We start from the raw sequence: 24,925 nt of genomic DNA on the forward strand, positions 1-24,925 counted from the left end.
GCTTATCGGATCAACCGGCCGGCCTCTTGGCCGTCGACCCAAGACGGATGCCTATGAACCCGAATTTTCTGGATTTCGAACAGCCGATTGCTGACCTGCAAGCCAAGATTGAAGAGCTGCGTCTGGTAGGCAATGACAACTCGCTGAACATCGGCGACGAAATCTCTCGACTGCAAGAGAAGAGCAATACGCTCACCGAAAGCATTTTCGGCAACCTGACCAGTTGGCAGATCGCGCGCATGGCGCGTCATCCGCGTCGTCCGTACACGCTGGACTACATTCAACACATCTTCACCGAGTTCGACGAGCTGCATGGCGATCGCCACTTCTCCGACGACGCCGCTATCGTCGGCGGCATTGCCCGTCTGAACGAGCAGCCGGTGATGGTGATCGGTCATCAGAAAGGCCGCGAAGTGCGCGAGAAGGTTCGCCGCAACTTCGGCATGCCGCGTCCTGAAGGCTACCGCAAGGCCTGCCGCCTGATGGAAATGGCCGAGCGCTTCAAAATGCCGATCCTGACCTTCATCGACACGCCGGGCGCTTATCCTGGCATCGACGCCGAAGAGCGTAACCAGAGCGAAGCCATTGCCTGGAACCTGCGCGTCATGGCGCGCCTGAAGACCCCGATCATTGCCACCGTGATAGGCGAAGGCGGTTCGGGCGGCGCACTGGCCATTGGCGTGTGCGATCAACTGAACATGCTGCAGTACTCGACCTACGCGGTGATCTCGCCGGAAGGCTGTGCTTCCATCCTGTGGAAAACCGCCGAAAAGGCGCCGGATGCGGCCGAAGCGATGGGCATTACTGCCGAGCGTTTGAAGGGCTTGGGCATCGTTGACAAGGTGATCAGCGAGCCTCTGGGTGGCGCGCACCGTGATCCGGCCGCTGCCGCTGCATTGATCCGCGAAGAATTGAGCAGCCAACTGAGCATGCTCCAGAAGTTCGATAACGATGCGCTGTTGGCCCGCCGTTACGACCGTCTGATGAGCTATGGCCTTTAACCGGACCGTTCTCCACGAAGAGTGTCACCGAACCCGGTGACGCTCACCGGTCCGGCGAGCTTTAAGCAGGGTTAACCAGCATGAGCAAACCGGACAGCATCACACTCGCACTCTCCAGACGTCTGCTGTCGCGCCTCGAACCCTGGCGCGCTGCAGCCGCCTGGCGCGTCGCATTCTCTGGTGGGCTCGATTCCACTGTCCTGCTTCACCTGCTGGCGGAACTTGCCAGGGTTCACGCGCTTCCTCCGCTGACCGCTGTTCACGTCAACCATGGCCTTCAGGCGGTGGCGGCTTCGTGGCCGGTGCATTGCCGGCAGATGTGTCAGATTCTGGGCGTGCCGATGGAGGTCATCGACGTCCAGGTGCGCCCCGGCGCGAGCCTCGAACAAGCCGCGCGTGACGCTCGTTACGCCGCGTTCAACTCAACCCTCGGGCCCGGCGATGTGCTGCTTACCGCCCAGCACCGTGACGATCAGGCCGAGACACTGCTGTTCCGTCTATTGCGTGGCGCCGGGGTGCGCGGGCTGGCCGCGATGCCGGCGCAGCGTCCTTTGGGCGCAGGACAGTTATTTCGGCCGCTGCTGGATGAATCTCGCGCTACCCTCGAGGCTTATGCCCGGGAACAGGGGTTGAGCTGGATCGAGGACCCGAGCAACAAAGACAGCCGCTTCTCGCGCAACTACCTGCGCAGTCATGTACTGCCGCTGGTGGCAACGCGCTGGCCGCAAGCGATCGCGAGCATGGCCCGTAGCGCCGCGCATCTGGCCGAAGCCCAGCAGTTGCTGGACGAGCTGGCGATGCAGGACCTCGCACTCGCTGACACGTCATGCCCCTGGCCGTGGCTCGACATGCCCTCCCTTGAACTCGCGCCGCTCGAAGCGCTGTCACCCGCCCGGCAACGCAACGCACTGCGCCACTGGCTGGCGCCGCTCACTCGATTGCCGGACACCGATCACTGGGTGGGCTGGGATTCGTTGCGCGACGCCGGGCCGGACGGTCGGCCCATCTGGCGACTGGCCGATGGTCAGATGCACCGAGCCGAAGGGCGTATCTGGTGGCTGTCGGGGATCTGGCTGAAAAACGTCGCCGGCTCGCAACACTGGTCCATGGCGTCGCAACCTCTCGCGCTGCCGGGCAACGGCATGCTGCAGATCCTCGGCGCTGCGCCTGCGGGTGGCTTGCATGTGCACTACCGCAAGGGCGGCGAAACTTTCGATGTGCCGGACAGAGGCCGACGCGACCTGAAAAGGCTGCTCAACGAGAAGGGCGTGCCGGTTTTTCTGCGCGGCCGATTGCCGCTGTTGTACCGCGGCGAGCAGTTATTGGCCGTGGCAAACCTTCCGGGACTGGACGCCAGCCCCCGTGGCGACTGGCGATTGCACTGGTTGCCACCGACGAATGACCAAAGTTTGAGCTGAAAGGGCCTTTCCGGTAGACTACGCTCCCTTCTTGATACAGCTTATGTCGATCCTTCCGGAACGACGCAAGTTGCCGATTACCAGCCAGTTTTTACTGGACGATTCTCAAAAATGTGGCAAACCACGGACAGACCTTTTCAAGGCCGGTCGCTGACTTGGGTGCGACAGATTCGAAGATCCACAGTGAAACACGCAGGTTGTCGGGGGCTTCGGCCTTCCTTCGCTTTCCCCGGCGGCTCTGACCGCTTTAACGCAGACTTCTAGGGTTTTTCATGACGCGCTACATCTTCGTCACGGGCGGTGTTGTTTCTTCATTGGGGAAAGGCATCGCCTCGGCTTCATTGGCGGCCATCCTGGAGGCGAGGGGACTTAAGGTCACCATGCTCAAGCTGGACCCCTACATCAACGTCGATCCCGGCACCATGAGCCCGTTCCAGCACGGTGAGGTGTTCGTCACCCACGACGGCGCCGAGACTGACCTGGACCTGGGTCACTACGAGCGTTTCATTCGCACCACCATGACCCAGAACAACAACTTCACCACCGGCCGTGTGTACGAGCACGTCCTGCGCAAAGAGCGCCGTGGTGATTATCTGGGCGCGACCATTCAGGTGATCCCGCACATCACCGACGAAATCAAGCGTCGCATCATCAAGGGCGCCGGCGATGCCGACGTCGCCATGGTCGAAATCGGCGGCACCGTGGGCGACATCGAGTCGCAGCCGTTCCTCGAGGCGATCCGTCAGCTGCGTTTCGAAGTGGGCGCCAAGCGCGCCATGCTTATGCACCTGACACTGGTTCCGTACATCGCCACCGCGGGCGAAACCAAGACCAAACCGACCCAGCATTCGGTCAAGGAACTGCGTTCGATCGGCCTGCAGCCAGACGTACTGGTCTGCCGTTCCGACCACCCGATCGACATTTCTTCGCGCCGCAAAATCGCGCAGTTCACCAACGTTGAAGAGCGCGCGGTCATCGCCCTCGAAGACGCCGACACCATCTACAAGATCCCGGGCATCCTGCATTCCCAGGGCCTTGACGATTTCGTCGTCGAGCGCTTCGGCCTGCAGTGCGGCAGTGCCGACCTGTCCGAGTGGGAAAAGGTCGTCGACGCCAAACTCAATCCGGAACACGAAGTCACCATCGCGATGGTCGGCAAGTACATGGAGCTGCTGGACGCCTACAAGTCGCTGATCGAAGCGATGAGTCACGCCGGTATCAGCAACCGTACCAAGGTCAATCTGCGCTACATCGATTCCGAAGACATCGAGAATCAGGGCACCGGCCTGCTCGAAGGCGTCGACGCGATTCTCGTCCCGGGCGGCTTCGGTCTGCGCGGCGTCGAGGGCAAGATCACGGCCGTGCAGTTTGCTCGCGAAAACAAGGTGCCTTACCTGGGCATCTGCCTGGGCATGCAGGTGGCAGTCATCGAGTTCGCACGTAACGTGCTGGGCTGGAAAGACGCCAACTCCACCGAGTTTGATCGCGCCAGCCAGCACCCGGTCGTCGGTCTGATCACCGAATGGGAAGACGTCACCGGTGCTGTCGAAACCCGTACCGAAACCTCGGACCTGGGCGGCACCATGCGTCTGGGCGCGCAGGAATGCCTGCTGGAACCGGGTTCTCTGGTGCACGATTGCTACGCCAACGACGTCATCGTCGAGCGCCATCGCCACCGTTATGAAGTGAACAACAATCTGCTGCCGCAACTGGTCGAGGCCGGTCTGAAAATCTCCGGTCGTTCCGGTGACGGCGCGCTGGTTGAAGTGGTCGAGTCCCCTGACCATCCTTGGTTCGTGGCCTGCCAGTTCCACCCCGAGTTCACCTCTACGCCGCGCGATGGCCACCCGTTGTTCAGTGGTTTCGTCAAGGCAGCGCTTGCTCAACACCAGAAGAACGGCTGATAGGGATTTATCACATGGCACAGAAAATCATCCGCGTCGGCTCGATCGACATCGCCAACGACAAGCCTATGGTTCTGTTCGGCGGCATGAACGTCCTCGAGTCGCGTGACATGGCGATGCAGGTCTGTGAAGAATACGTGCGAGTGACCGAGAAACTCGGCATTCCGTACGTGTTCAAAGCCAGCTTCGACAAGGCCAACCGTTCCTCGGTGACCTCCTATCGCGGCCCGGGCCTTGAAGAAGGCATGCGGATTTTCCAGGACATCAAGCAAGCCTTCGGCGTGCCGATCATCACCGACGTGCACGAGCCTGAGCAGGCCGCTGCCGTGGCGGAGGTCTGCGACATCATTCAGTTGCCGGCTTTCCTGTCCCGTCAGACCGATCTGGTCGTGGCCATGGCCAAGACCGGCGCAGTGATCAACATCAAGAAAGCCCAGTTCCTCGCGCCCCACGAGATGAAACACATCCTGGCCAAGTGCGTGGAAGCGGGTAACGATCAGTTGATCCTCTGCGAGCGCGGTTCGAGCTTCGGCTACAACAATCTGGTTGTCGACATGCTCGGTTTCGGCATCATGAAATCGTTCGAATACCCGGTGTTCTTCGACGTGACCCACGCCCTGCAGATGCCAGGTGGTCGCTCCGATTCCGCCGGTGGCCGTCGTGCCCAGGTGACCGATCTGGCCAAGGCCGGCATGAGCCAGGGCCTGGCCGGTCTGTTTCTGGAAGCCCACCCGGATCCGGACAACGCCAAGTGCGACGGTCCCTGCGCCCTGCGCCTGGACAAGCTGGAGCCGTTCCTGGCCCAGCTCAAGGCGCTCGACGAACTCGTTAAAAGCTTCCCGACGATCGAAACGGCGTAAAACCCGCTTCTCCGGCGCCGAGCCCTCCGGTAGAGTGCCGTTCGTTGTTTTCCCGACCAAAGGGTCGGGAAAATTGTCGTTTCAGGGCCTGCCCGTTGTCCTAGAGCCCTGAGACGCCGAATCGTTTTCCCAGCTGCGTCGTTTTCGTCAATCTTGGAGTGTTAACAACAATGGCAAAAATCGTCGACATCAAAGGTCGTGAAGTTCTCGACTCCCGTGGCAATCCCACCGTGGAAGCAGACGTGCTCCTCGACAACGGCATCATCGGCAGCGCTTGCGCGCCGTCCGGTGCTTCCACCGGCTCGCGTGAAGCGCTCGAGCTGCGTGATGGCGACAAGAGCCGTTACATGGGCAAGGGCGTTCTGAAAGCCGTGGCCAACATCAATGGCCCGATCCGCGACCTGCTGCTGGGCAAAGACCCGGTTGACCAGAAAGCCCTGGATCACGCGATGATTCAGCTGGACGGCACCGAGAACAAAGCCAGCCTGGGCGCCAACGCGATCCTCGCCGTGTCCCTGGCCGCTGCCAAGGCCGCCGCTCAGGACCAGGATCTGCCGCTGTACGCGCACATCGCCAATCTGAACGGCACGCCGGGTGTTTACTCGATGCCGGTCCCGATGATGAACATCATCAACGGTGGCGAGCACGCTGATAACAACATCGACATCCAGGAATTCATGATTCAGCCGGTGGGCGCCAAGACCTTCTCCGAAGGCCTGCGCTGGGGCACCGAGATTTTCCACCACCTCAAAGCGGTGTTGAAAGGACGTGGCCTGAACACTGCCGTGGGTGACGAAGGTGGCTTCGCGCCGAACCTGAACTCCAACGGCGACGCGCTGGACGCCATCGCCGAAGCCGTTGCCAACGCGGGCTACAAACTGGGCACCGACGTCACCCTGGCGCTGGACTGCGCCGCGAGCGAGTTCTACAAGAACGGCAAATACGTGCTGAGCGAAGAAGGCGAGTACGACTCTGCCGGTTTCGCCGACTACCTGACTGACCTGGTCAGCAAGCACCCGATCATCTCCATCGAAGACGGTCTGGACGAGTCGGACTGGGATGGCTGGAAAGTCCTCACCGACAAGATCGGCGACAAGATCCAGCTGGTGGGCGACGACCTGTTCGTGACCAACACCAAGATCCTGAAAGAAGGCATCGACAAGAAGATCGGTAACTCGATTCTGATCAAGTTCAACCAGATCGGCACCCTGACCGAAACGCTGGAAGCCATCCAGATGGCCAAGGCCGCGGGTTACACCGCCGTGATCTCGCACCGTTCCGGCGAAACCGAAGACTCCACCATTGCCGACTTGGCCGTGGGCACTGCGGCTGGCCAGATCAAGACCGGTTCGTTGAGCCGTTCCGACCGTATCGCCAAGTACAACCAGCTGCTGCGTATCGAAGAGCAACTGGGCGCCAAAGCGGTCTACCGTGGTCGCGGCGAGTTTCGCGGCTGATCGCAAAGATGGTAAAAAGGCAGCAGGCGTTGTAGGAGCAGTCACTGAAGCGTGACCTCTCTTGTCGTCCTGATCCATGAGCCCGGTGACCACCGGGCTTATGGGCATTTGAAATGGTCGGTTTTGCTGTCTTTATTCGCCGGGTAACAGATATTCACAATGCGCAGTCCTAACTGGTTGTTCCTCGTTCTGCTTTTGATGCTCGCTGGCTTGCAGTATCGCCTATGGGTAGGTAATGGCAGTCTCGCGCAGGTGGCCAGTCTGACTCAGCAAATCGCCGATCAACACGCCGAAAACGATGCTCTGCTGGAGCGCAACCGAGTCCTCGACGCGGAAGTGCTGGAGCTGAAAAAAGGCCTCGAAACCGTTGAAGAGCGTGCCCGTCATGAATTGGGCATGGTCAAGGACGGCGAAACCCTTTATCAGTTGGCACAGTGACGTTGGTGTAATGACTCAATCCCTTCCTGCCTTCTGGGCAGTGATTCCCGCAGCGGGCGTTGGCGCGCGCATGGCGGCAGACCGTCCTAAGCAATACCTGCAACTGGGCGGCCTCACGATTCTTGAACACAGCCTGCTTTGCTTTCTCGATCACCCCCGGCTCAAGGGCCTGGTGGTCAGTCTGGCTGTGGATGACCCTTATTGGCCGACGTTGCCTTGCGCCCTGGATTCCCGTATCCAGCAGGTCGCAGGCGGCAAGGAGCGTGCGGACTCGGTGCTCAATGCGCTGCTGCACCTGCACGCCAACGGCGCCGATGACAACGATTGGGTGCTGGTGCACGACGCCGCGCGCCCGAATCTGGCGCGTGCGGACCTCGATAATCTGCTGGGCGAGCTGGCGCATGATCCGGTCGGCGGCCTGTTGGCGGTGCCGGCAAAAGACACCCTCAAGCGCGCCGATGCCAATGGCCGCGTCACCGAAACCGTGGACCGCAGCCTGATCTGGCAGGCCTATACGCCGCAGATGTTTCGTCTGGGTGCGCTGCACCGGGCGCTGGCGGACAGCCTGGTGTCGAATGTGGCGATCACCGATGAAGCCTCGGCCATCGAGTGGGCCGGGCAATCGCCGCGTCTGATTGAAGGGCGCGCGGACAACATCAAGGTTACCCGCCCGGAAGACTTGGAGTGGCTGCGCCAGCGACGGGTCGAATTCAACGGCTGATCGGCCTAAACGCTGTATTCCTCCCGCGACGCCAAGCCCGCCTTCAGATAATCCACCAGCTTTCTCACCTTGGGCGACAGATGCCGCTGCTGCGGGTACAGCGCCCAGACGGCGGTGTTCGGCGGCTGGTGGGCATCCAGTAACGACACCAGCGCACCGCGCTTGAGATGCTCCAGCACGTAGTAATCCGGCAGCTGACACAGCCCAACCCCGCGCAATGCCGCATCCAGCACCGCCTGCCCACTGTTGCAGCGCCAGTTGCCCTGCACCCGCTGGGAAAATTCCCGCCCGTTTTGTTGCAACTGCCAGCTGTCCGAGCTGCCGATCAGGCAATTGTGTCGCGCCAGTTCCGACACGCTGTGGGGCCGGCCATACCGTTCGAGATAAGCGGGGGAGGCGCACAGGTACATCTTGCGCGGCGCCAGTCGTGCGGCCACCAGTCGTGATTCCTGCAAGCGGCCCAGACGGATCGCCAGGTCCAGGCCTTCATGCACCAGGTCCAACGTGTTGTTGGTCAGTTCGATGTCTACGCGCAGTTGCGGGTGTTCCTCCATGAAACGTGTCACCAGCGGGGCGATAAACCTTTCGCCGTACGCCACGGCGCAGGTCATCCGCAGCAGCCCCTTCGGCTCGCTGGTCAGGTCGGTGACCGCACGCAGCGCTTCCTCGCGCCCGTCCTGCAAGCGTTGGCAGTGATGCAGAAACGTCTGACCGGCCTCGGTTAGAGCGACTTTTCGGGTGCTGCGATAGAGCAAGCGTGTCTGCAAGCGTTCTTCAAGTCGCGCGATCTGCCGGCTGATGTGCGACGACGACACCCCAAGCCGCTCAGCCGCGGCGGTGAACTGCCCGCACTCGGCAACGGCGACGAACTCGTCCAGACCTTCCCAGCGATTGACCTGCATCGATTGTCCCTGCACAGCATTAATGTTTTGCTTTCAGGCGGATTATTCATCAGCCAGCACTGCATTACACTCCGGGCTCGTATTTATTTAGCTGGAGATCATAATGATCAAGTCACGTGCTGCCGTTGCCTTCGCGCCCAATGAACCACTGCAGATCGTCGAAGTGGACGTTGAGGCCCCGAAAGCCGGCGAAGTGTTGATTCGTACCGTCGCATCCGGCGTGTGCCACACCGATGCCTACACCTTGTCCGGTGCGGATTCCGAAGGCGTCTTCCCGTGCATCCTCGGTCACGAAGGCGGGGGCGTCGTCGAGGCTATCGGTGAGGGCGTGACCTCCCTCGCCGTGGGCGACCACGTCATTCCGCTGTACACCGCCGAATGCCGCGAGTGCAAATTCTGCAAGTCCGGCAAGACCAACCTCTGCCAGAAAGTCCGCGCCACCCAGGGCAAAGGCCTGATGCCCGACGGCACCACCCGCTTCAGCTACAACGGCCAGCCGATCTACCACTACATGGGCTGCTCGACGTTCTCCGAATACACCGTAGTGCCGGAAATCTCTCTGGCAAAAATCCCTAAAGAAGCGCCGCTGGAGAAGGTCTGCCTGCTGGGTTGCGGCGTCACCACCGGTATCGGTGCGGTGCTGAACACGGCCAAGGTCGAAGAGGGCGCCACTGTGGCGGTCTTCGGTCTCGGCGGTATCGGCCTGGCGGCGATCATTGGCGCAAAAATGGCCAAGGCCTCCCGCATCATCGCGGTCGACATCAACCCGTCCAAATTCGACGTGGCCCGTGAATTGGGGGCGACCGAGTTCGTCAATCCCAAAGATCACGACAAGCCGATTCAGGAAGTGATCGTCGAAATGACCGACGGCGGCGTGGATTACAGTTTCGAGTGCGTAGGCAATGTGAACCTTATGCGTGCGGCACTGGAATCGTGCCACAAGGGCTGGGGTGAATCAGTGATCATCGGCGTCGCTGGCGCAGGTCAGGAAATCTCCACCCGTCCGTTCCAGCTTGTCACCGGTCGCGTCTGGCGCGGTTCGGCCTTCGGCGGCGTCAAAGGCCGCACCGAACTGCCAAGCTACGTCGAAAAAGCGCAGACCGGCGAAATCCCGCTGGACACCTTCATCACCCACACCATGGGCCTGGACCGGATCAATGAAGCCTTCGACCTGATGCACGAAGGCAAAAGCATCCGTACCGTCATTCATTTCTGAGGAGCAGCGGCAAGTTCCAGGCTGTAAGCCGCAAGAGCGTCGTGTCATGACCTCTTGCCGCTCGAGGCTTGAAGCTTGTAGCTCGGAGAAGCCCATGAGTCTGGAAAACATTTCGTGCCAGAAAAGCTTCGGCGGCTGGCACAAGCGTTACAAACATCACTCCGATGTGCTCGGCTGCGACATGGTGTTCGCGGTGTATCTGCCGCCGCAGGCAGAGCAGGGCGGCAAGCTGCCGGTGGTCTACTGGCTGTCGGGGCTGACCTGCACCGATGAGAACTTCATGCAGAAGGCCGGTGCGCTGCGCGTGGCGGCGGAACTGGGGCTGATCATCGTGGCGCCAGACACCAGCCCGCGCGGCGCCGACGTGCCAGATGATCCGGACAAGGCCTACGACTTCGGCCTGGGCGCCGGCTTTTATCTGAACGCCACCGAGCAGCCGTGGGCGCGGCACTATCGCATGTACGATTATGTGATCAGCGAGCTGCCCGCGTTGATCGAGGCGCACTTTCCGGCCTCGGACAAGCGCAGCATCAGCGGGCACTCCATGGGTGGCCATGGCGCGCTGGTCGGTGCATTGCGCAATCCCGGCCGCTACCAATCGGTGTCGGCGTTCTCGCCCATCTGCAACCCGATGGATTGTCCTTGGGGACAGAAAGCCTTCTCTCGCTATCTGGGCGAAGACCGTTCGCGCTGGCGTGAATGGGACGCCAGCGTGCTCATTGCCGAGGCCACCGAGCGCTTGCCTCTGCTGGTGGACCAGGGCGATCGCGACGATTTCCTCGGCAATCAGCTCAAGCCGGAATCGTTGGTTCAGGCGGCGAAGGCGGCCGGTCATCCTCTGGAATTGCGCATGCAGCCGGGGTACGACCACAGCTATTACTTCATCGCCAGCTTCATCGAAGACCACTTGCGCCATCACGCCCGAGCCCTGGCCGGCTGAAGTCCTCGCCCTCAATTGCAGCGTCACGGGCAATTGAGCGCGGGCCGACCCTAATGTCGGTCAAAGTAGGTAGAATCACGCCCTGACTTTTTCAGGGCGTTTTTTATGCGTATTGGCCACGGCTACGATGTGCACCGTTTCGCTGAAGGCGATTTCATTACCTTGGGCGGCGTGCGGATTGCGCACACGTCGGGTTTGCTCGCGCATTCCGATGGCGATGTAGTGCTGCATGCGCTGAGCGATGCCCTGCTGGGTGCTGCCGCGCTGGGCGACATCGGCAAGCATTTCCCGGACACCGATCCGCAATTCAAGGGCGCCGACAGCCGGGTTCTGCTGCGTCATGTGCTCAAGCAAGTGCAGGCAAAGGGCTGGAAGGTCGGCAACGTCGACGCGACGATCGTTGCCCAGGCGCCGAAGATGGCCCCCCACATCGAAAGCATGCGCGCCTTGATTGCCGAAGACCTGCAAGTCGACATCGACCAGATCAACGTCAAGGCGACCACCACTGAAAAGCTGGGCTTCACCGGCCGCGAAGAAGGCATCGCCGTGCACGCCGTCGCGTTGTTGATCAGCGCATGACCGAACTCGAACTTCTGGGCCCGAGAGCTTACGGCGACGCACTGGGTACTGCTGTGCTGAAGGCCACTGCCGAAGACTTTCAGGTCGATGAAGTCCTCGACATTACGCTGTCCGGGGATGGGGAGCACCTGTGGTTATGGGTGGAAAAGCGCGGCTTGAATACCGAGGAAGCGGCCCGGCGTCTGGCCAAGGCGGCCGGTGTGCCATTGCGAACCGTCGCCTACGCCGGGTTGAAGGATCGCCAGGCGTTGACCCGTCAGTGGTTCAGCATTCAGCTGCCGGGCAAGGCCGATCCGGACATGTCAGTGGCTGAAAACGATTCGCTGAAGATCCTCGATAGCAAACGCCACAAGCGCAAGCTGCAACGGGGCGCCCACGCGGCCAATGGTTTTACGCTGCGTCTGACGCAATTGCAGGCCGACAAGGCCGGGCTCGATGCACGTCTTGAGTCGATCAGGCAACACGGCATTCCCAACTATTTCGGCGCTCAGCGTTTCGGCCATGAAGGCGGGAACCTCGGTGAAGCCCGGCACTATGCCGAGCGTCAGGCCCTGCCCGAGCAGCGCAATGTGCGCTCTCGACTGTTATCCACTGCGCGCAGTTACCTGTTCAACCAGGTCTTGGCCGCTCGAGTCGCCGATGGCAGCTGGCAACGTGCGCAAGTGGGCGATCTCCTGGCCTTCACCGACAGCCGCAGTTTCTTCCCTGCTGGCGAAGCCGAGTGCAGCGACCCCCGACTGGCGATCCTCGATCTGCACCCGACCGGGCCGCAGTGGGGCGAGGGCGATTCCCCGGCTGCAGGCGCCACCGCCGCGCTTGAAAACAGCATCGCCGCGCGGGAGGCGTCGCTCTGTAACTGGTTGATAAAAGCGGGAATGGAGCACGAACGGCGCATCCTGCGACTGCCCATCGGGCGGTTGACGTGGCATTATCCCGAGCCTGACATTCTGCAACTGGAATTCGTCCTGCCGGCCGGATGCTTCGCCACCGCATTGGTGCGTGAACTCATCGATCTCGCGCCGGCAGGGCAGACGGACAGCTCATGCGCATTCTGATTTCAAATGATGACGGGGTTATGGCCCCCGGTCTGGCTGCGCTGCATGGCGCGCTGACCGGGTACGCCGAGTGCGTGGTGATTGCGCCCGATCAAGACAAGAGCGGCGCGAGCAGTTCGCTGACGCTTGACCGGCCCTTGCACCCGCACACCCTGGACAACGGCTTCATCAGCCTCAACGGCACGCCCACCGATTGCGTCCACCTCGGACTCAACGGCTTGCTGCCCGATGAGCCGGACATGGTCGTTTCGGGGATCAACCTCGGCGCCAACCTGGGTGATGATGTGCTGTATTCGGGCACCGTTGCTGCGGCGCTGGAAGGTCGTTTTCTGCAACGCCCGTCATTTGCCTTTTCATTTTTGTCACGTCAGGTCGATAACCTGGCAACCGCTGCGCATTACGCGCGGCTTTTGGTCGAAGCCCATGAACGCCTCGACCTTCCACCCCGTACCGTATTGAATGTGAATATCCCTAACCTGCCGCTGGCACATGTGCGCGGAATTCAGCTGACCCGTCTTGGCCATCGCACCCGTGCGGCGGCGCCTGTGCGCGTGGTCGATCCGCGCGGAAAGGCCGGTTACTGGATTGCTGCCGCAGGAGATGCCGAAGATGGCGGGCCGGGCACCGATTTCCACGCCGTGATGCAGGGTTATGTGTCGATCACCCCGTTGCAGCTGGATCGTACTTATCAGGACGGTTTCAACAGCCTGAACGCATGGCTGGAGGGAATGGCCTGATGTCGCGTGAGCAAGATGATCTGTTACGACGTGGCGTGGGAATGACTTCCCAACGTACCCGCGAGCGTCTGATTCAACGGTTGTGCGAAGAAGGCATCGCCAACAGCCAGGTGCTGGACGTCATTCGCAAGACCCCTCGACACCTGTTCGTCGACGAGGCCCTCGCGCACCGCGCGTACGAAGACACCGCGCTGCCGATCGGCAACAACCAGACGATCTCCCAGCCTTACATGGTGGCGCGCATGAGCGAGCTGCTGTTGGCGGCGGGCCCGCTGGATAAAGTGCTGGAGATCGGCACCGGCTCGGGTTACCAGACCGCCGTGCTGGCGCAACTGGTGGAGCGGGTTTTCTCCGTTGAGCGGATCAAGGTGCTGCAGGATCGCGCCAAGGAACGCCTCGTCGAGCTGAACCTGCGCAACATGGTGTTTCGTTGGGGCGATGGCTGGGAAGGCTGGCCGGCGCTTGCGCCTTACAACGGGATCATTGTCACCGCGGTTGCTACCGACGTGCCTCAGGCCTTGCTGGACCAACTGGCACCCGGCGGTCGTCTGGTGATTCCGGTGGGGGCGGGTGAGGTGCAGCAACTGATGCTGATCATTCGTGAGGAAAACGGTTTCTCTCGCCATGTGCTGGGCGCCGTTCGTTTCGTCCCGTTGCTCAACGGACCATTGGCTTAATCGCTATTTTGCGAAGGCAATGAATTCCACAAGACGCAGCCGGTCTACAGGCTGGCGTTTTGCAACGATGCTTCGGCCTACTGCCGCAGCGCCGTCTCACACCAAGTTTTTCATGGCTGCCTGGTCTTTTCACGACGCAGGGCAGTTTCTTCTTCAGTCACCGGTAAAGGGAGTGGCGGGTGAGTCTCACAGTCATTCGGCAGCGTAGTTCTTCAACAAGTTTTCAGCGTCTGGTGATTGGAGTTGCCCTGAGTATCCTTCTGGTCGGCTGCTCCAGCACGCCATCGGGCGGCGTGCGGGTTGTCGACCGAAACGGCAAGTCGACGGTGCCGACACGTCAGCCGGTCACCACAGGTCAGTACGTCGTGAAGCGCGGCGACACGCTGTTTTCCATTGCATTCCGTTACGGCTGGGACTGGAAAGCGCTGGCCGCACGCAACAATATCCCAGAGCCATTCACCATTCATGTGGGTCAGACGATCCGTTTCGACGGGCGCGCCAGCTCGCCGTCCACGGCCGTGGCTTCTGGCTCGGCCAGCGTTTCGCAGACCACCACGAGCAGTTCGACATCGCCTTCCGGGTCGCTGAAAACCACCGTGATTTCAAGGCCCGTAGGCGCTGTCGCCGCCACGACGCCACCGCCGACCAGCAACTCGACGACCACGCCGGTCAACACAACCGTGGTCACCGGCGCCCGCTCTCCGAGCGGCTGGACATGGCCAACAAGCGGCGTTTTGATCAGCAAGTTCTCTTCAAACGGTAGTTTGAATAAAGGAATTGATATCGCTGGTGATTTGGGACAGCCTGTTTTGGCCGCGTCTGATGGGACCGTGGTATACGCCGGGAGTGGATTAAGGGGCTACGGCGAGTTGGTCATCATCAAACACAGCGATACCTACGTCAGTGCATACGGACATAACCGTCGGCTCTTGGTTCGGGAGGGACAACAGGTCAAGGCAGGGCAAAGTATTGCCGAGATGGGCTCAACGGGAACTGACCGGGTGAAACTGCATTTCGAGATTCGCCGCCAGGGTAAACCTGTAGATCCACTGGAATTCTTGCCACGTCGCTGATCGGTTGTCAGCCTGTTCCTGCGTAGAGGGGACAGGCTCAAGTGCTGCCATGGAAGAAGGCGTCACTGGAGCTTGAGGTCGAACTCACCAAAGGACTATAACAATGGCTCTCAGCAAAGAAGTGCCGGAGTTTGACATAGACGACGAGGTCCTCCTGATGGAGCCCTTGATCGTCCTGGATTCTGCAACGGATGAGAAGCCAGCTACACCTTCTGTTCGTGCAAAACCGAAAAACTCTGCAGCGCTCAAACAGCATAAGTACATTGACTACACGCGGGCACTGGATGCTACGCAGCTGTATCTTAATGAAATCGGTTTTTCCCCCCTGCTCTCCCCGGAAGAAGAAGTCCACTTTGCGCGACTGTCGCAAAGCGGCGATCCGGCTGGGCGCAAACGCATGATTGAGAGCAATCTGCGGCTGGTCGTGAAAATCGCCAGACGCTACGTCAATCGTGGTCTGTCATTGCTGGACCTGATCGAGGAGGGCAATCTGGGCCTGATTCGAGCGGTCGAAAAATTCGATCCGGAACGCGGATTCCGGTTCTCAACCTACGCCACCTGGTGGATCCGTCAGACCATCGAGCGCGCGATCATGAACCAGACGCGCACGATCCGCCTGCCGATTCATGTGGTCAAAGAGCTCAACGTCTACCTGCGCGCCGCGCGGGAGCTGACGCAGAAGCTGGACCACGAACCCTCTCCCGAAGAAATCGCCAACCTGCTGGAGAAGCCGGTCGGTGAGGTCAAGCGCATGCTGGGCCTCAACGAGCGCGTGTCCTCGGTGGATGTGTCTCTGGGGCCGGACTCCGACAAAACGCTGCTCGACACGCTCACGGACGATCGTCCTACCGACCCGTGCGAGTTGCTTCAGGACGATGATCTCTCCCAGAGCATCGATCAGTGGCTGTCCGAGTTGACCGACAAGCAGCGTGAAGTCGTTGTTCGTCGTTTCGGGCTGCGCGGGCATGAAAGCAGCACGCTGGAAGACGTCGGACTGGAAATCGGCCTGACCCGCGAGCGTGTACGCCAGATTCAAGTGGAAGGGTTGAAGCGCCTTCGCGAGATTCTCGAGAAGAACGGCTTGTCCAGCGAGTCACTCTTTCAATAAGCGTAGAGAGTTGGCGTAAGTTACATCGAGCAACACGAAAGCCCCGACGAGTCGGGGCTTTTTTTATGTCGGTTGAAGGTGGTTTTGATGGAGTTCCCATGACAGCGATTTGATGGGCCAACGTTCGTTTTCACAATCAGGTAAGTGATGCTTACTCAGGCTGTAAGCCGTTTCTTACGCGTAATGTGAGTTATCGTCTCTTCTTTGGCGGATCATGTCTCCGTCAGTTGCAAGTCAGTCGCTATCTCTCTGATTCAATTGATAATTTTAAGAGAGTGTCAGCCAGTGTCTGAATTTTCCTGAAAACTCTCGGGCCTTGCCCTGACGGTTTAAATCACTAAGATCAGTCCTGTACCGACGGATTGGTACAGGCGGTCAAGGACGACTGCTCAAGGACATCGCAGGATGCGATTCATCAGGATGATGAAAAAGGATTGAAGGGATTATGGAAAAAATGTGGGCGGGTCAAACCGCCCCTTTTTTTCGCCTGCAGAAAAGTGAGGCCGTGTGGAGGCCCAACGCAAAAAGGCCCCGAAGGGCCCTTTTTATCAGCAAGCGCTTAGCGCTCCAGATCGGCTATCTTGCCGGTCTTGCCATCCCACTGCGCCGCATCCGGCAGCGCGTCTTTGCGTTCCGTGATGTTGGGCCAGACGTCAGCCAGCTCTGCGTTCAGCTGAATGAAATTCTCCATACCGGCCGGAATCTCGTCTTCCGAGAAGATCGCGTTCGCTGGGCATTCAGGCTCGCACAGGGCGCAGTCGATGCACTCGTCCGGGTGAATCACCAGGAAGTTCGGGCCTTCGTAAAAGCAGTCCACCGGACAGACTTCTACGCAGTCGGTGTACTTGCACTTGATGCAGTTGTCGGTGACGACGAAGGTCATTTCTAATTCTCTCCTCAGGCGGCGGCAGCAAGGCCGTTCAGTCCGGCTTGCCAGGTACGGAACGTCCCCCGGCCGTAAAACTCAGCTTCTCGAGCAACGCGGCAGGCAAGGTGTCCTGCGCGGCGATGTCCGACCTTGGTTCGCTGCGTTCAAACGCGGCCAGGTGCGCTGTAAAGCCAGGCTAAAAGCTCACAGCGTCCCGAACCGCGCGGGATTCTAACAGCTTGTTACGAATGACGTTAGATGCGTGTCTTCATCGAATACAACAACTCAAGCGCCTGTCGCGGCGTCAGGTCGTCGATCTTCAGGTTCGACAACTCGTCCAGAACAGGGTGCGGCAAACTTGCGAACATATCGCTCTGCATCGGCAGCGGCGGTTTGCCCGGCTTGGCCTTGGGCTGTTCGTGGGGCAGGCTGGTGGTCTCCAGACGCAACAGATGCTCCTTGGCCCGCGTGATGACGCGCCCCGGCACGCCCGCCAGTTGCGCCACGGCAAGGCCATAACTCTGACTCGCCGGGCCCGGCAACACGCGGTGCAGGAACACAATGCGCTCGTTGTGCTCGGTGGCATTCAGGTGCACGTTAGCCACCAGCGGCTCGCTCTCCGGCAACACGGTCAGCTCGAAGTAATGCGTCGCGAACAGCGTGTACGCGCGCAGCTGGGCGAGGCATTCCGCCGCAGCCCACGCCAGGGAAAGCCCGTCGAAGGTGCTGGTGCCGCGTCCGACTTCGTCCATCAGCACCAGGCTTTTGTCGGTGGCGTTGTGCAGGATGTTCGCCGTCTCGCTCATCTCCACCATGAAGGTGGAGCGTCCGCCGGCCAGGTCATCACTTGAGCCGATACGCGTGAAGATACGGTCGACCAGCGAAAGCTCGCAGCTTGCTGCCGGAACGAAGCTGCCGATATGCGCCAGCAACACGATCAAAGCGGTCTGGCGCATGTAGGTGGATTTACCGCCCATGTTAGGACCGGTGATCACCAGCATGCGCGTGTTGTCATTGAGGTCCAGGTCGTTGGCCACGAACGGCGACGACAAGACCTGCTCCACCACCGGGTGACGACCTTGCTCGATCCGCATGCACGGCTCGTCGGTGAAGCGCGGACGGTTGAGGTCCAGGTTCAGCGCGCGCTCGGCCAGGTTACTCAGCACATCCAGCTCCGCGAGCGCGGCGGCGGTGTCCTGCAGCGGCGCCAAGTGACCGATCAGGTCTTCCAGCAGCGTCTCATAGAGCATCTTTTCCCGAGCCAGCGCGCGGCTCTTGGCCGACAACGCCTTGTCTTCAAATTCCTTGAGCTCCGGGGTGATAAAGCGTTCGGCGCCTTTAAGCGTCTGGCGGCGGATGTAATCGGCCGGCGCCTGCTCCGCCTGCTTGCTCGGCAGTTCGATGAAGTAGCCGTGCACGCGGTTGTAGCCGACCTTGAGGTTAGCCAGCCCGGTGCGCGCCTTCTCCCGGGTTTCCAGATCGATGAGGAACTGACCAGCGTTCTCGCTCAGGGACAGCAACTCGTCGAGCTCGGCGTCGTAACCGGTTTTCAGTACGCCGCCGTCGCGAATCACCGCAGGCGGGTTGTCAATGATCGCGCGTTGCAGAAGGTCGGCCAGCTCTGGGTAAGTGCTCGCGGTTTTCGCCAGTTGCTGGATGTGCGGCGCTTCAAGCTCGGCCAGTGCCAGCTGCAACTCGGGCAGTGCGCTCAGGGCATCACGCAGCCGCGCCAGGTCTCGCGGGCGGGCGTTGCGCAGGCCGATACGCGCGAGAATGCGCTCGATGTCGCCAATCTCTTTCAGCTGGGGCTGCAGGTTCTCGAAGCGGTAGCGCTCAAGGAAGCAGCCAATCGACTCTTGGCGGGCCTGCAGGATATTTAGATCGCGCAGTGGGCGGTTCAGCCAGCGGGTCAGCAGGCGCGTGGCCATGGCGGTCTGGCAGCGATCCATCACCGACTGCAGCGTGTTGTCGCGCCCGCCCGCCAGGTTGGTGTCGAGTTCCAGATTGCGGCGGCTGGCGCCGTCCAGAATCACCGTGTCGTCGAGACGCTCATGGCGCAGGCTGCGCAAGTGCGGCAAGGCCGTACGCTGGGTTTCCCTGGCGTAACCCAGCAGGCAGCCGGCCGCGCCGATCGCCAGGGTCAGGTTCTCGCAGCCGAAGCCTTTCAGGTCCTGAGTGGAGAACTGCTGACACAGGCTTTTGTGCGCCGAATCGCGCTCGAAATCCCACGGCGCACGACGACGGGCACCACGGCGTTTTTCCGCCGGCAGCCCTTGGGGCCAGTCATCGGGAATCAGCAGCTCCACCGGATTGATACGCTCAAGCTCGGCCAGCAGGTTTTCCCAGCCCTTGATTTCCAGCACGGTGAAGTTGCCGCTGGTGATGTCCAGCACGGCGAGCCCGAACAGGCGTTCGTCACCCAGCACGGCGGCGATCAGGTTGTCCCGACGCTCGTCCAGCAAGGCTTCGTCGCTGACGGTCCCCGGCGTGATGATGCGCACCACCTGACGATCAACCGGTCCTTTGCTGGTCGCCGGATCGCCGATCTGTTCGCAGATGACCACCGACTCGCCCAGTTTCACCAGCTTGGCCAGATAGCCTTCCGCCGCGTGATAGGGGATGCCGCACATGGGAATGCTTTGCCCCGCTGACTGGCCGCGCGCGGTCAACGTGATGTCGAGCAGCTTGGCCGCCTTCTTGGCGTCTTCGTAGAAGATCTCGTAGAAGTCACCCATGCGATAGAACATCAGCTGGTCGGGGTGCTGATTTTTCAGCCGCCAGTATTGCTGCATCATCGGGGTATGGCTGGAAAGGTCCGTATTCAAAGGGCTGAACTCAATCTGTCTTTTTGACAAGGGTTAGCTGTCTAATACTACAGGGATTTTTACAGCGTTGAAGCGTTCGGCTTCTTGGCCGTCCGACCTGCGGGCTTTGCTCACAGTGCACCTCCGTATAGAATGCCCGCCCTCGAAGTAGTGAGCCCTCATACGGAAATGAACCACGAAGAAGCGTTGCAGATGGAGTCGGCGCTCCTTTTCGCGAAGGCAAACAAGAAACGGATCGCTAAAGAATTTACGAATCCGGCCGTTTACCTACCTGAGCAGCATCCGGTTTCGGTTTTTATGTCTGGCTGTGCTGGGGCGGGTAAGACGGAGGCAGCGGTCGAGCTGATTGCAGAGCTGGATGCTGGCATGAATGGCATCCGTACAATGCGCATTGATCCAGACGACCTGCGACCCCACTTTGAGGGTTACGTCGGCACGAACTCATGGATGTATCAGCGCGCCGCTTCGATCCTTGTTGACAAGATTCATGATATGGCGCTTGATCAAAGCCAATCTTTCGTCTTGGACGGTACGCTCTGCAACCTTGAAAAAGCGGACCTGAACATTTCAAGATCGCTAAAGAAAGGCCGCCTTTGCGTGATCGTGTTTGTTTACCAGAAGCCTGAATTGGCATGGCGTTTTGTGCAGGCCAGGGAGCGACAGGAAGGGAGGAGAATTCCCGCTGAGATCTTCGTCGAGCAATTCTTCCTTGCCAAAGATGTTGTCAACGCGCTCAAGGCCAAATATGGTAAGAGGCTGATGGTAAACCTGCTTGTGAAGAACACTGATGGTTCTTCGGGGTCTTACACCGGGGATATCGAGTCAATCGATGACGCCCTCCATGATGGTTATGACCGTCAGGGGCTTCTCAAGTACATCAAAGCTGGGGACAGGCTATGAAAAAAAACCAATCAGCGCGTTCGACTCCGTTTTCGGAGTTCTTTCGCAGCGCTTCGTCTGACAAGAAGCAACGTGTCTACGAGGTGGTTTTGCAACGTTCTACGGAACGTCAGCTTAAGGTTCTGCGAGCTGGCTGATCACACAAGCCAAAAAAACCGCATTTTTGCGGTTTTTTTGTGCGCGATTTTTAGGGGGCTTCCGCTTTCTTAGGCATCTTCGGCGGCTCAGCGATGTCGATTTCCCTCAGCCGAAGATAACGGGCGGTCATTTTGGCATCGGTGTGGCCGCCCAGCTTCTGAGCATTATTGCCCTGCTTGTCGGTATCGGTCAGTGACTTGGCCCGAAGATCGTGGAGCGTGGCGCCGGTCACTCCAGCCTTCTTGCAGTCGGCGCGGAAAGCATCCTTTACAGTCGCGTAAGCCACCGGTTTACCGGCGCTGCGCGCAGTGAACAAAGTCAGCCCGCGAACTCGCCGTGGCAACGCCTTGATGCGCACGATCAGGGCTTCAAGGTCGGGTGTCATGCGCACGACCAGCCGCGCTTTGGTTTTCTGCTGGGTGAAGGCGATCCCTTCGGCCGATATGTCAGCCAGGCGAATCCCCAGCACGTCGCTGATCCGCTGCCCGGTCAGATAGCACATCTCGTAAATGCACCGCATGTTGTCGCTTGCAACGGCGCAGATCGCGTTGAATTCAGCGTCGGTGAGATACCGGTCGCGCTTTTTCTCCGGGTGGCGCTTGATGCCGATGCACGGATTGGAGTCGACAAGACCCTTTTCCAGCGCGTAGGCGAACACCATTCGCAGAAACGAGATGATCCGGTTGTTCATGTTCGGCGTGGCGGCTCCGTGCATCTTGATCGCCGCGACGTGGCGGGGCAGCACATCGCGGGGTTCGAATTCCGCCATCTGATCTTTAAGGCGCTCAGCTGCAGAGCGGTACTGCTCAATCGTGTTGGCCGCCAGCTTGGGCTTCATGTACGCAAGTGCGTCATCGATCAGCTCAGCCATCCCGCCTTTTCCAGCACGGCCCTGCTCCCGCGCGTACGCCATCAAGGCGGCCTGGTAGTCCGTGTCCAGGCGCTTCCATTTCCCCTTGCGCACCAGGTAGTAAGCCCCGTGCTTGAAATACATGCACGCCGGCAGGTGCCGGTCTTTTTTGCGCGGGCGCATATCCCTTCCTCAAGCAAGCCGCAACTGCGGTCCTTTCTTCGATTGAATCCCACCGAGGCGCGATATCACAACATCGCGCAGCACCTTTGGGTGCCCATCCCCGCCGACCGCGTATCCGTACCGCTCGGCGTCTAGCCATTTGATCTGGGCGCTAGGCTTAAGATAGCCCGTCAGATCGGCCACTTCTTGTGCTGTCAGAAACATGGCTGCCTCCGTCCGGGGTCTATGCGGGGTTGAGTGGCGGGTACTTCGCCAGAACTGCGTCAGCAGCTTTCATCGCGGCTTGGGCATCGTTCACGTAGGCCGGATCGAAGCCGCCGGCGTAGTGGATGACTGCCTGGCAGGCGCGGAGGTTTTCGCGAGTCAGCTTCAGCGCTGCGGCCAGTTCTTCGCGCGCTTCACCCTCGGCCCGGCCGATATCCCAAAACTGCTTTGCCCAATGCCCCTCGGGCGGTGGATTCGTGTTCTGGTATCCGAACGCCATGGCGCCAGTGATGCTGTCGCACAGATCGAGCTTGTAGGCGTTGTTGCCGTCGATGCTCAGTCCCGCACGCCGGAGAGTGCTGACGACCTCGTCCAGGCTGATGCCGTTGTCCTTTAGCACGATGTCGAGGCTCGGCTTGCCTTCCGCGTAAACTACCAGGCACAGCTTGGCGCCCGGCCACAGCTGATCACTGATCCGCACCAGTGCGTCGTTCGCGACTTCGTGAAATCGTTGAGTTGCAGACATAGGAATTCCTCGCCCGCCGTACACCGGCAGGCATGTGGATAGATGGGGAAGGGGTTACTTGACGAGATTCGGCTTCGGCGCCGGCATGTACATCCCATTGCAGCGCCAGACCCCGAAGGCGTCGACAGTGCAGGGAACCCAGCGGTCAGGGGTGCCGTACTGGGCGGGGAAGAAAACGAGGTGGGTCATGGCTTCCAGTTCCTGCCCACGCGAAACACCATCATCAGGTTGTGATGGAGAGGCACCTTCAGGACGTGGTCGAAGAACTCGCCTTTGCCGGAGATAAATCCCGTGGGCACTTTGCTTCCTGCGTCGCCGAATTCTCGCCAGCATTCTTCGCCGCCGTTCTCGTCCCAGTAGGCGCGCTCGGGCTTTGGAATCTCATCGTAGGTTTTGATGAAAACGGAGTGATCCGGAATATCACAGATGCGACGCCATGCCGGATGGCGCTTGCACCAGTCAGCAGCACGCTGAAAAGCTTGCTCGGCAGAGTAAAATTCCTTGGTCTCACTCATGGCGCAATCTCAGGGCGAGCCCACCAGCAGACCGGACCGTCATCAGTATCGTGAATTGCCATGCAGAACCAACCTTCACCGTCTGGTCGGTCCGGCTCCCAATAGCTGCAGTCTGGATCGCCAGCCTCGAAGTACCGATCGGATATCGCTTCGTCGCTGTGGTACTCCAGGCTGACCATCGCAACTTCCAGTTCCTGCTCGGCAATCCACGCTTTGCACTTGTCGCCGTCGCCCTCATCGAAGTCCGGCAGATCGGGGTGCTGGAAAAATCCGTTCTCGTCGCGGATCACCGGTGCCGCCTCAATCAGGACGGCTGAGCTGTGGCGGCCTGAAAGCCGGTTGACTTCCGCTTGCAGATCCTCAAGTTCGTTTTCTTTGAGCATGACTTCGTCCTCGCCGCATACGCAGCAGGCAATAGGTATAGGGTGGGACCGAACGGGCGGCGGGGTTACTGCGGGATGGCGCGGTCTCGCCGCTTGCGGAACTCGTAGGCCATTTCGCGAAGATTTCTCAAGCCTTCCTGCAGATCGTCGCGAGCCTCGTCGATTGCATCGGTCAGCTCCGCCTCGCCATCATCCCCACCTTCATCGGCGAGCATCTGGGCAAGTGTGTAGGCCTGATAATCGGCGAGCACCTGATCAGCCGCCGTTGCCAAAAAGCCCGCGTGCTCAATCGCGTAATCCTGAGGCGTGCGCTCATCCACCACTGCGCCGACATCCTCGGCAGGGGCGGCGCGGGTGTTCCACAGCTCAACCGCATTCTGTCCAGGCTTTGCTATTGGTCCATCAGCATCACACCCGAAACACATGACGTAACTGGAAGCGTGGCTGGCGCTGTTGGATTGGCTGCCACAAAACGGGCACGGCAGCAGCTCGACTTTATTGGTCATGGCTCGTCGTACTCCATCGGAGGGGTGTGAACGATGCCGATCATGCTGGCGTCGAGTTTCGCGGCCGGTCGATGTGCCGGGCACGCCTGGCAGATTTCACCAGCGCCGGCGCCACGGTTATCAGCGCTCACCCAAATGTGGCTGCATGCATTCGCGGCTGACGCGGATTGGTGGGCGATGAAATTTCTTGCCGCATCCATCATCGCCGTGCCGACCTGGTGGACGTTGGCGTGGGTGTAGAACCAGCGGACCAAGCTCAACGCCTTGGTCAGTTCGGATTGCAGATCACACACCCTCTGATCAGCGATGTTCAAGCGCTGCTGTAGGGCTGACACCTCAGCATTAAGGCGGGTGATGTGGGCGCCGCGCGCTTGCCATGCCGAGAATGAATGGCGCATCCAGTCCTGGACGAATACGCCCGCTGTCGTTTGCCGATAATCAGCCGCCGCGAAGTGCCGCTCAGCCCAAACAGCGAATTCAGCTTCTTCGCACGTCACGCACTGATCGCCGAGGCCGGCACAAATAGCGCACTCCACTGCTACGCCAGAGGGCGGCACCGCCTCACCACGACACTGCGCCAAACGCTCCGCCGCACAATCGCTCAATCGCTTTGCTTGATTGCTCATAACCCCTCCTGCGGCGAAACGATGCCGCTTGCTTGAATGACAGCCATGCCCAGGTGGGTGGCCAGCTCGATTTCTACATTGGCGCCGCGGGACTGACGCCAGTCAGGCAGGAACGCCACGGTGTCGCAGGTGAGCATCTGGCGAATCGCGTCACGCATGCACATGTGCCAGGGCGCGTCGGCGGGTAGCGGGTTCTCGGCGGGATTTTCGACGGTATAGCCGAGTGCGCGGAGGCGGGCGGCTTCCTCATTGAATGCCGGGTAGTTGTAATCGGGCAGGCTCGTCATGGGCCCGCTGAGGTAGATGCGTTGCATG

General features: G+C 60.2%; 28 protein-coding genes. 16 read left to right on the forward strand and 12 right to left on the reverse strand.

Annotated features, from left to right (window positions below):
- The first annotated feature begins 53 nt into the window (after positions 1–53).
- The 7 genes from ACYASU_RS19880 (at position 54) to ispD (ending at position 7,799) form a co-directional block, all read left to right on the forward strand.
- Positions 54–1,001, forward strand: coding sequence for an acetyl-CoA carboxylase carboxyltransferase subunit alpha (locus tag ACYASU_RS19880; protein WP_172610979.1), 948 nt, complete (start codon positions 54–56; stop codon positions 999–1,001).
- An 80-nt stretch (positions 1,002–1,081) separates the two neighbouring features.
- Positions 1,082–2,419, forward strand: a complete 1,338-nt coding sequence (gene tilS, locus ACYASU_RS19885; protein ID WP_463583781.1) for a tRNA lysidine(34) synthetase TilS — start codon at positions 1,082–1,084, stop codon at positions 2,417–2,419.
- A gap of 272 nt (positions 2,420–2,691) precedes the next feature.
- On the forward strand, positions 2,692–4,323 hold the full coding sequence (locus ACYASU_RS19890) for a CTP synthase (protein WP_463583782.1): 1,632 nt from the start codon (positions 2,692–2,694) through the stop codon (positions 4,321–4,323).
- A 14-nt stretch (positions 4,324–4,337) separates the two neighbouring features.
- Entirely contained in the window at positions 4,338–5,183 is an 846-nt protein-coding gene (gene kdsA, locus ACYASU_RS19895) for a 3-deoxy-8-phosphooctulonate synthase (protein ID WP_122622970.1), read from the forward strand.
- Between the two features lie 170 nt (positions 5,184–5,353).
- The gene (gene eno / locus ACYASU_RS19900) at positions 5,354–6,640 is read left to right on the forward strand and encodes a phosphopyruvate hydratase (RefSeq protein WP_463583783.1); all 1,287 of its coding nucleotides are present in this window, start codon (positions 5,354–5,356) and stop codon (positions 6,638–6,640) included.
- Between the two features lie 159 nt (positions 6,641–6,799).
- Positions 6,800–7,078, forward strand: a complete 279-nt coding sequence (ftsB, locus tag ACYASU_RS19905; RefSeq protein ID WP_037014212.1) for a cell division protein FtsB — start codon at positions 6,800–6,802, stop codon at positions 7,076–7,078.
- A 10-nt stretch (positions 7,079–7,088) separates the two neighbouring features.
- Positions 7,089–7,799 (forward strand): 2-C-methyl-D-erythritol 4-phosphate cytidylyltransferase, encoded by a 711-nt coding sequence (gene ispD, locus ACYASU_RS19910; protein WP_463583784.1) that lies wholly within the window; start codon positions 7,089–7,091, stop codon positions 7,797–7,799.
- Between the two features lie 5 nt (positions 7,800–7,804).
- Here ispD and ACYASU_RS19915 read toward each other — a convergent pair whose 3' ends face one another.
- Positions 7,805–8,701 carry a LysR substrate-binding domain-containing protein gene (locus ACYASU_RS19915; RefSeq protein WP_463583785.1) on the reverse strand — a complete coding sequence of 299 codons (897 nt, stop codon included), beginning with the start codon at positions 8,699–8,701 and terminating at the stop codon, positions 7,805–7,807.
- A gap of 103 nt (positions 8,702–8,804) precedes the next feature.
- On the opposite strand from ACYASU_RS19915, the gene ACYASU_RS19920 reads away from it, so the two are divergent.
- The 8 genes from ACYASU_RS19920 (at position 8,805) to rpoS (ending at position 16,086) form a co-directional block, all read left to right on the forward strand.
- A complete protein-coding gene (locus ACYASU_RS19920; protein ID WP_108120933.1) occupies positions 8,805–9,917 on the forward strand; it encodes an S-(hydroxymethyl)glutathione dehydrogenase/class III alcohol dehydrogenase in 1,113 nt (370 codons plus the stop codon).
- A 94-nt stretch (positions 9,918–10,011) separates the two neighbouring features.
- Entirely contained in the window at positions 10,012–10,857 is an 846-nt protein-coding gene (fghA, locus tag ACYASU_RS19925; protein ID WP_122537381.1) for an S-formylglutathione hydrolase, read from the forward strand.
- A gap of 105 nt (positions 10,858–10,962) precedes the next feature.
- Positions 10,963–11,436, forward strand: a complete 474-nt coding sequence (ispF, locus tag ACYASU_RS19930) for a 2-C-methyl-D-erythritol 2,4-cyclodiphosphate synthase (RefSeq protein ID WP_192170837.1) — start codon at positions 10,963–10,965, stop codon at positions 11,434–11,436.
- A complete protein-coding gene (truD, locus tag ACYASU_RS19935) occupies positions 11,433–12,491 on the forward strand; it encodes a tRNA pseudouridine(13) synthase TruD (protein WP_463583786.1) in 1,059 nt (352 codons plus the stop codon). Before ispF ends, truD begins: the two co-directional genes overlap by 4 nt.
- Positions 12,479–13,228, forward strand: a complete 750-nt coding sequence (gene surE / locus ACYASU_RS19940; protein ID WP_463583787.1) for a 5'/3'-nucleotidase SurE — start codon at positions 12,479–12,481, stop codon at positions 13,226–13,228. The genes truD and surE overlap by 13 nt, the downstream gene beginning before the upstream one ends.
- A 41-nt stretch (positions 13,229–13,269) precedes the next feature.
- Positions 13,270–13,905, forward strand: coding sequence for a protein-L-isoaspartate(D-aspartate) O-methyltransferase (locus ACYASU_RS19945; RefSeq protein WP_463583788.1), 636 nt, complete (start codon positions 13,270–13,272; stop codon positions 13,903–13,905).
- A 179-nt stretch (positions 13,906–14,084) separates the two neighbouring features.
- Positions 14,085–14,978: a peptidoglycan DD-metalloendopeptidase family protein gene (locus ACYASU_RS19950; RefSeq protein ID WP_463583789.1), complete on the forward strand. Its 894-nt coding sequence runs from the start codon at positions 14,085–14,087 to the stop codon at positions 14,976–14,978.
- Positions 14,979–15,081: 103 nt separating this feature from the next.
- On the forward strand, positions 15,082–16,086 hold the full coding sequence (gene rpoS, locus ACYASU_RS19955) for an RNA polymerase sigma factor RpoS (RefSeq protein WP_463583790.1): 1,005 nt from the start codon (positions 15,082–15,084) through the stop codon (positions 16,084–16,086).
- A 559-nt stretch (positions 16,087–16,645) separates the two neighbouring features.
- Here rpoS and fdxA read toward each other — a convergent pair.
- Both fdxA and mutS read right to left on the reverse strand, forming a co-directional pair.
- On the reverse strand, positions 16,646–16,969 hold the full coding sequence (fdxA, locus tag ACYASU_RS19960) for a ferredoxin FdxA (RefSeq protein ID WP_065989796.1): 324 nt from the start codon (positions 16,967–16,969) through the stop codon (positions 16,646–16,648).
- A gap of 239 nt (positions 16,970–17,208) precedes the next feature.
- Positions 17,209–19,749, reverse strand: a complete 2,541-nt coding sequence (gene mutS, locus ACYASU_RS19965) for a DNA mismatch repair protein MutS (protein WP_463583821.1) — start codon at positions 19,747–19,749, stop codon at positions 17,209–17,211.
- 198 nt (positions 19,750–19,947) lie between these two features.
- Here mutS and ACYASU_RS19970 point away from each other — a divergent pair, with 198 nt between their 5' ends.
- Positions 19,948–20,679 (forward strand): zeta toxin family protein, encoded by a 732-nt coding sequence (locus tag ACYASU_RS19970; protein ID WP_463583791.1) that lies wholly within the window; start codon positions 19,948–19,950, stop codon positions 20,677–20,679.
- A gap of 187 nt (positions 20,680–20,866) precedes the next feature.
- Here ACYASU_RS19970 and ACYASU_RS19975 read toward each other — a convergent pair whose 3' ends face one another.
- From ACYASU_RS19975 to ACYASU_RS20015, 9 genes are all read right to left on the reverse strand, one after another.
- On the reverse strand, positions 20,867–21,850 hold the full coding sequence (locus ACYASU_RS19975) for a tyrosine-type recombinase/integrase (RefSeq protein ID WP_463583792.1): 984 nt from the start codon (positions 21,848–21,850) through the stop codon (positions 20,867–20,869).
- Between the two features lie 9 nt (positions 21,851–21,859).
- Entirely contained in the window at positions 21,860–22,054 is a 195-nt protein-coding gene (locus ACYASU_RS19980) for a DUF4224 domain-containing protein (protein WP_463583793.1), read from the reverse strand.
- A gap of 19 nt (positions 22,055–22,073) precedes the next feature.
- The gene (locus tag ACYASU_RS19985; protein ID WP_463583794.1) at positions 22,074–22,580 is read right to left on the reverse strand and encodes a hypothetical protein; all 507 of its coding nucleotides are present in this window, start codon (positions 22,578–22,580) and stop codon (positions 22,074–22,076) included.
- A gap of 54 nt (positions 22,581–22,634) precedes the next feature.
- The gene (locus tag ACYASU_RS19990; RefSeq protein WP_463583795.1) at positions 22,635–22,769 is read right to left on the reverse strand and encodes a hypothetical protein; all 135 of its coding nucleotides are present in this window, start codon (positions 22,767–22,769) and stop codon (positions 22,635–22,637) included.
- A complete protein-coding gene (locus tag ACYASU_RS19995; RefSeq protein ID WP_463583796.1) occupies positions 22,766–23,095 on the reverse strand; it encodes a hypothetical protein in 330 nt (109 codons plus the stop codon). Before ACYASU_RS19995 ends, ACYASU_RS19990 begins: the two co-directional genes overlap by 4 nt.
- Positions 23,092–23,478 carry a hypothetical protein gene (locus ACYASU_RS20000; protein WP_463583797.1) on the reverse strand — a complete coding sequence of 129 codons (387 nt, stop codon included), beginning with the start codon at positions 23,476–23,478 and terminating at the stop codon, positions 23,092–23,094. The genes ACYASU_RS19995 and ACYASU_RS20000 overlap by 4 nt, the downstream gene beginning before the upstream one ends.
- Before the next feature lie 65 nt (positions 23,479–23,543).
- Positions 23,544–23,984: a Lar family restriction alleviation protein gene (locus tag ACYASU_RS20005; RefSeq protein WP_463583798.1), complete on the reverse strand. Its 441-nt coding sequence runs from the start codon at positions 23,982–23,984 to the stop codon at positions 23,544–23,546.
- Positions 23,981–24,610 carry a hypothetical protein gene (locus tag ACYASU_RS20010; RefSeq protein ID WP_463583799.1) on the reverse strand — a complete coding sequence of 210 codons (630 nt, stop codon included), beginning with the start codon at positions 24,608–24,610 and terminating at the stop codon, positions 23,981–23,983. The genes ACYASU_RS20005 and ACYASU_RS20010 overlap by 4 nt, the downstream gene beginning before the upstream one ends.
- Positions 24,607–24,924 carry a DUF4406 domain-containing protein gene (locus tag ACYASU_RS20015; RefSeq protein ID WP_463583800.1) on the reverse strand — a complete coding sequence of 106 codons (318 nt, stop codon included), beginning with the start codon at positions 24,922–24,924 and terminating at the stop codon, positions 24,607–24,609. Before ACYASU_RS20015 ends, ACYASU_RS20010 begins: the two co-directional genes overlap by 4 nt.
- Position 24,925: the final 1 nt, after the last annotated feature.

The sequence above is a fragment of the Pseudomonas sp. HP_12 genome (assembly GCF_055283955.1).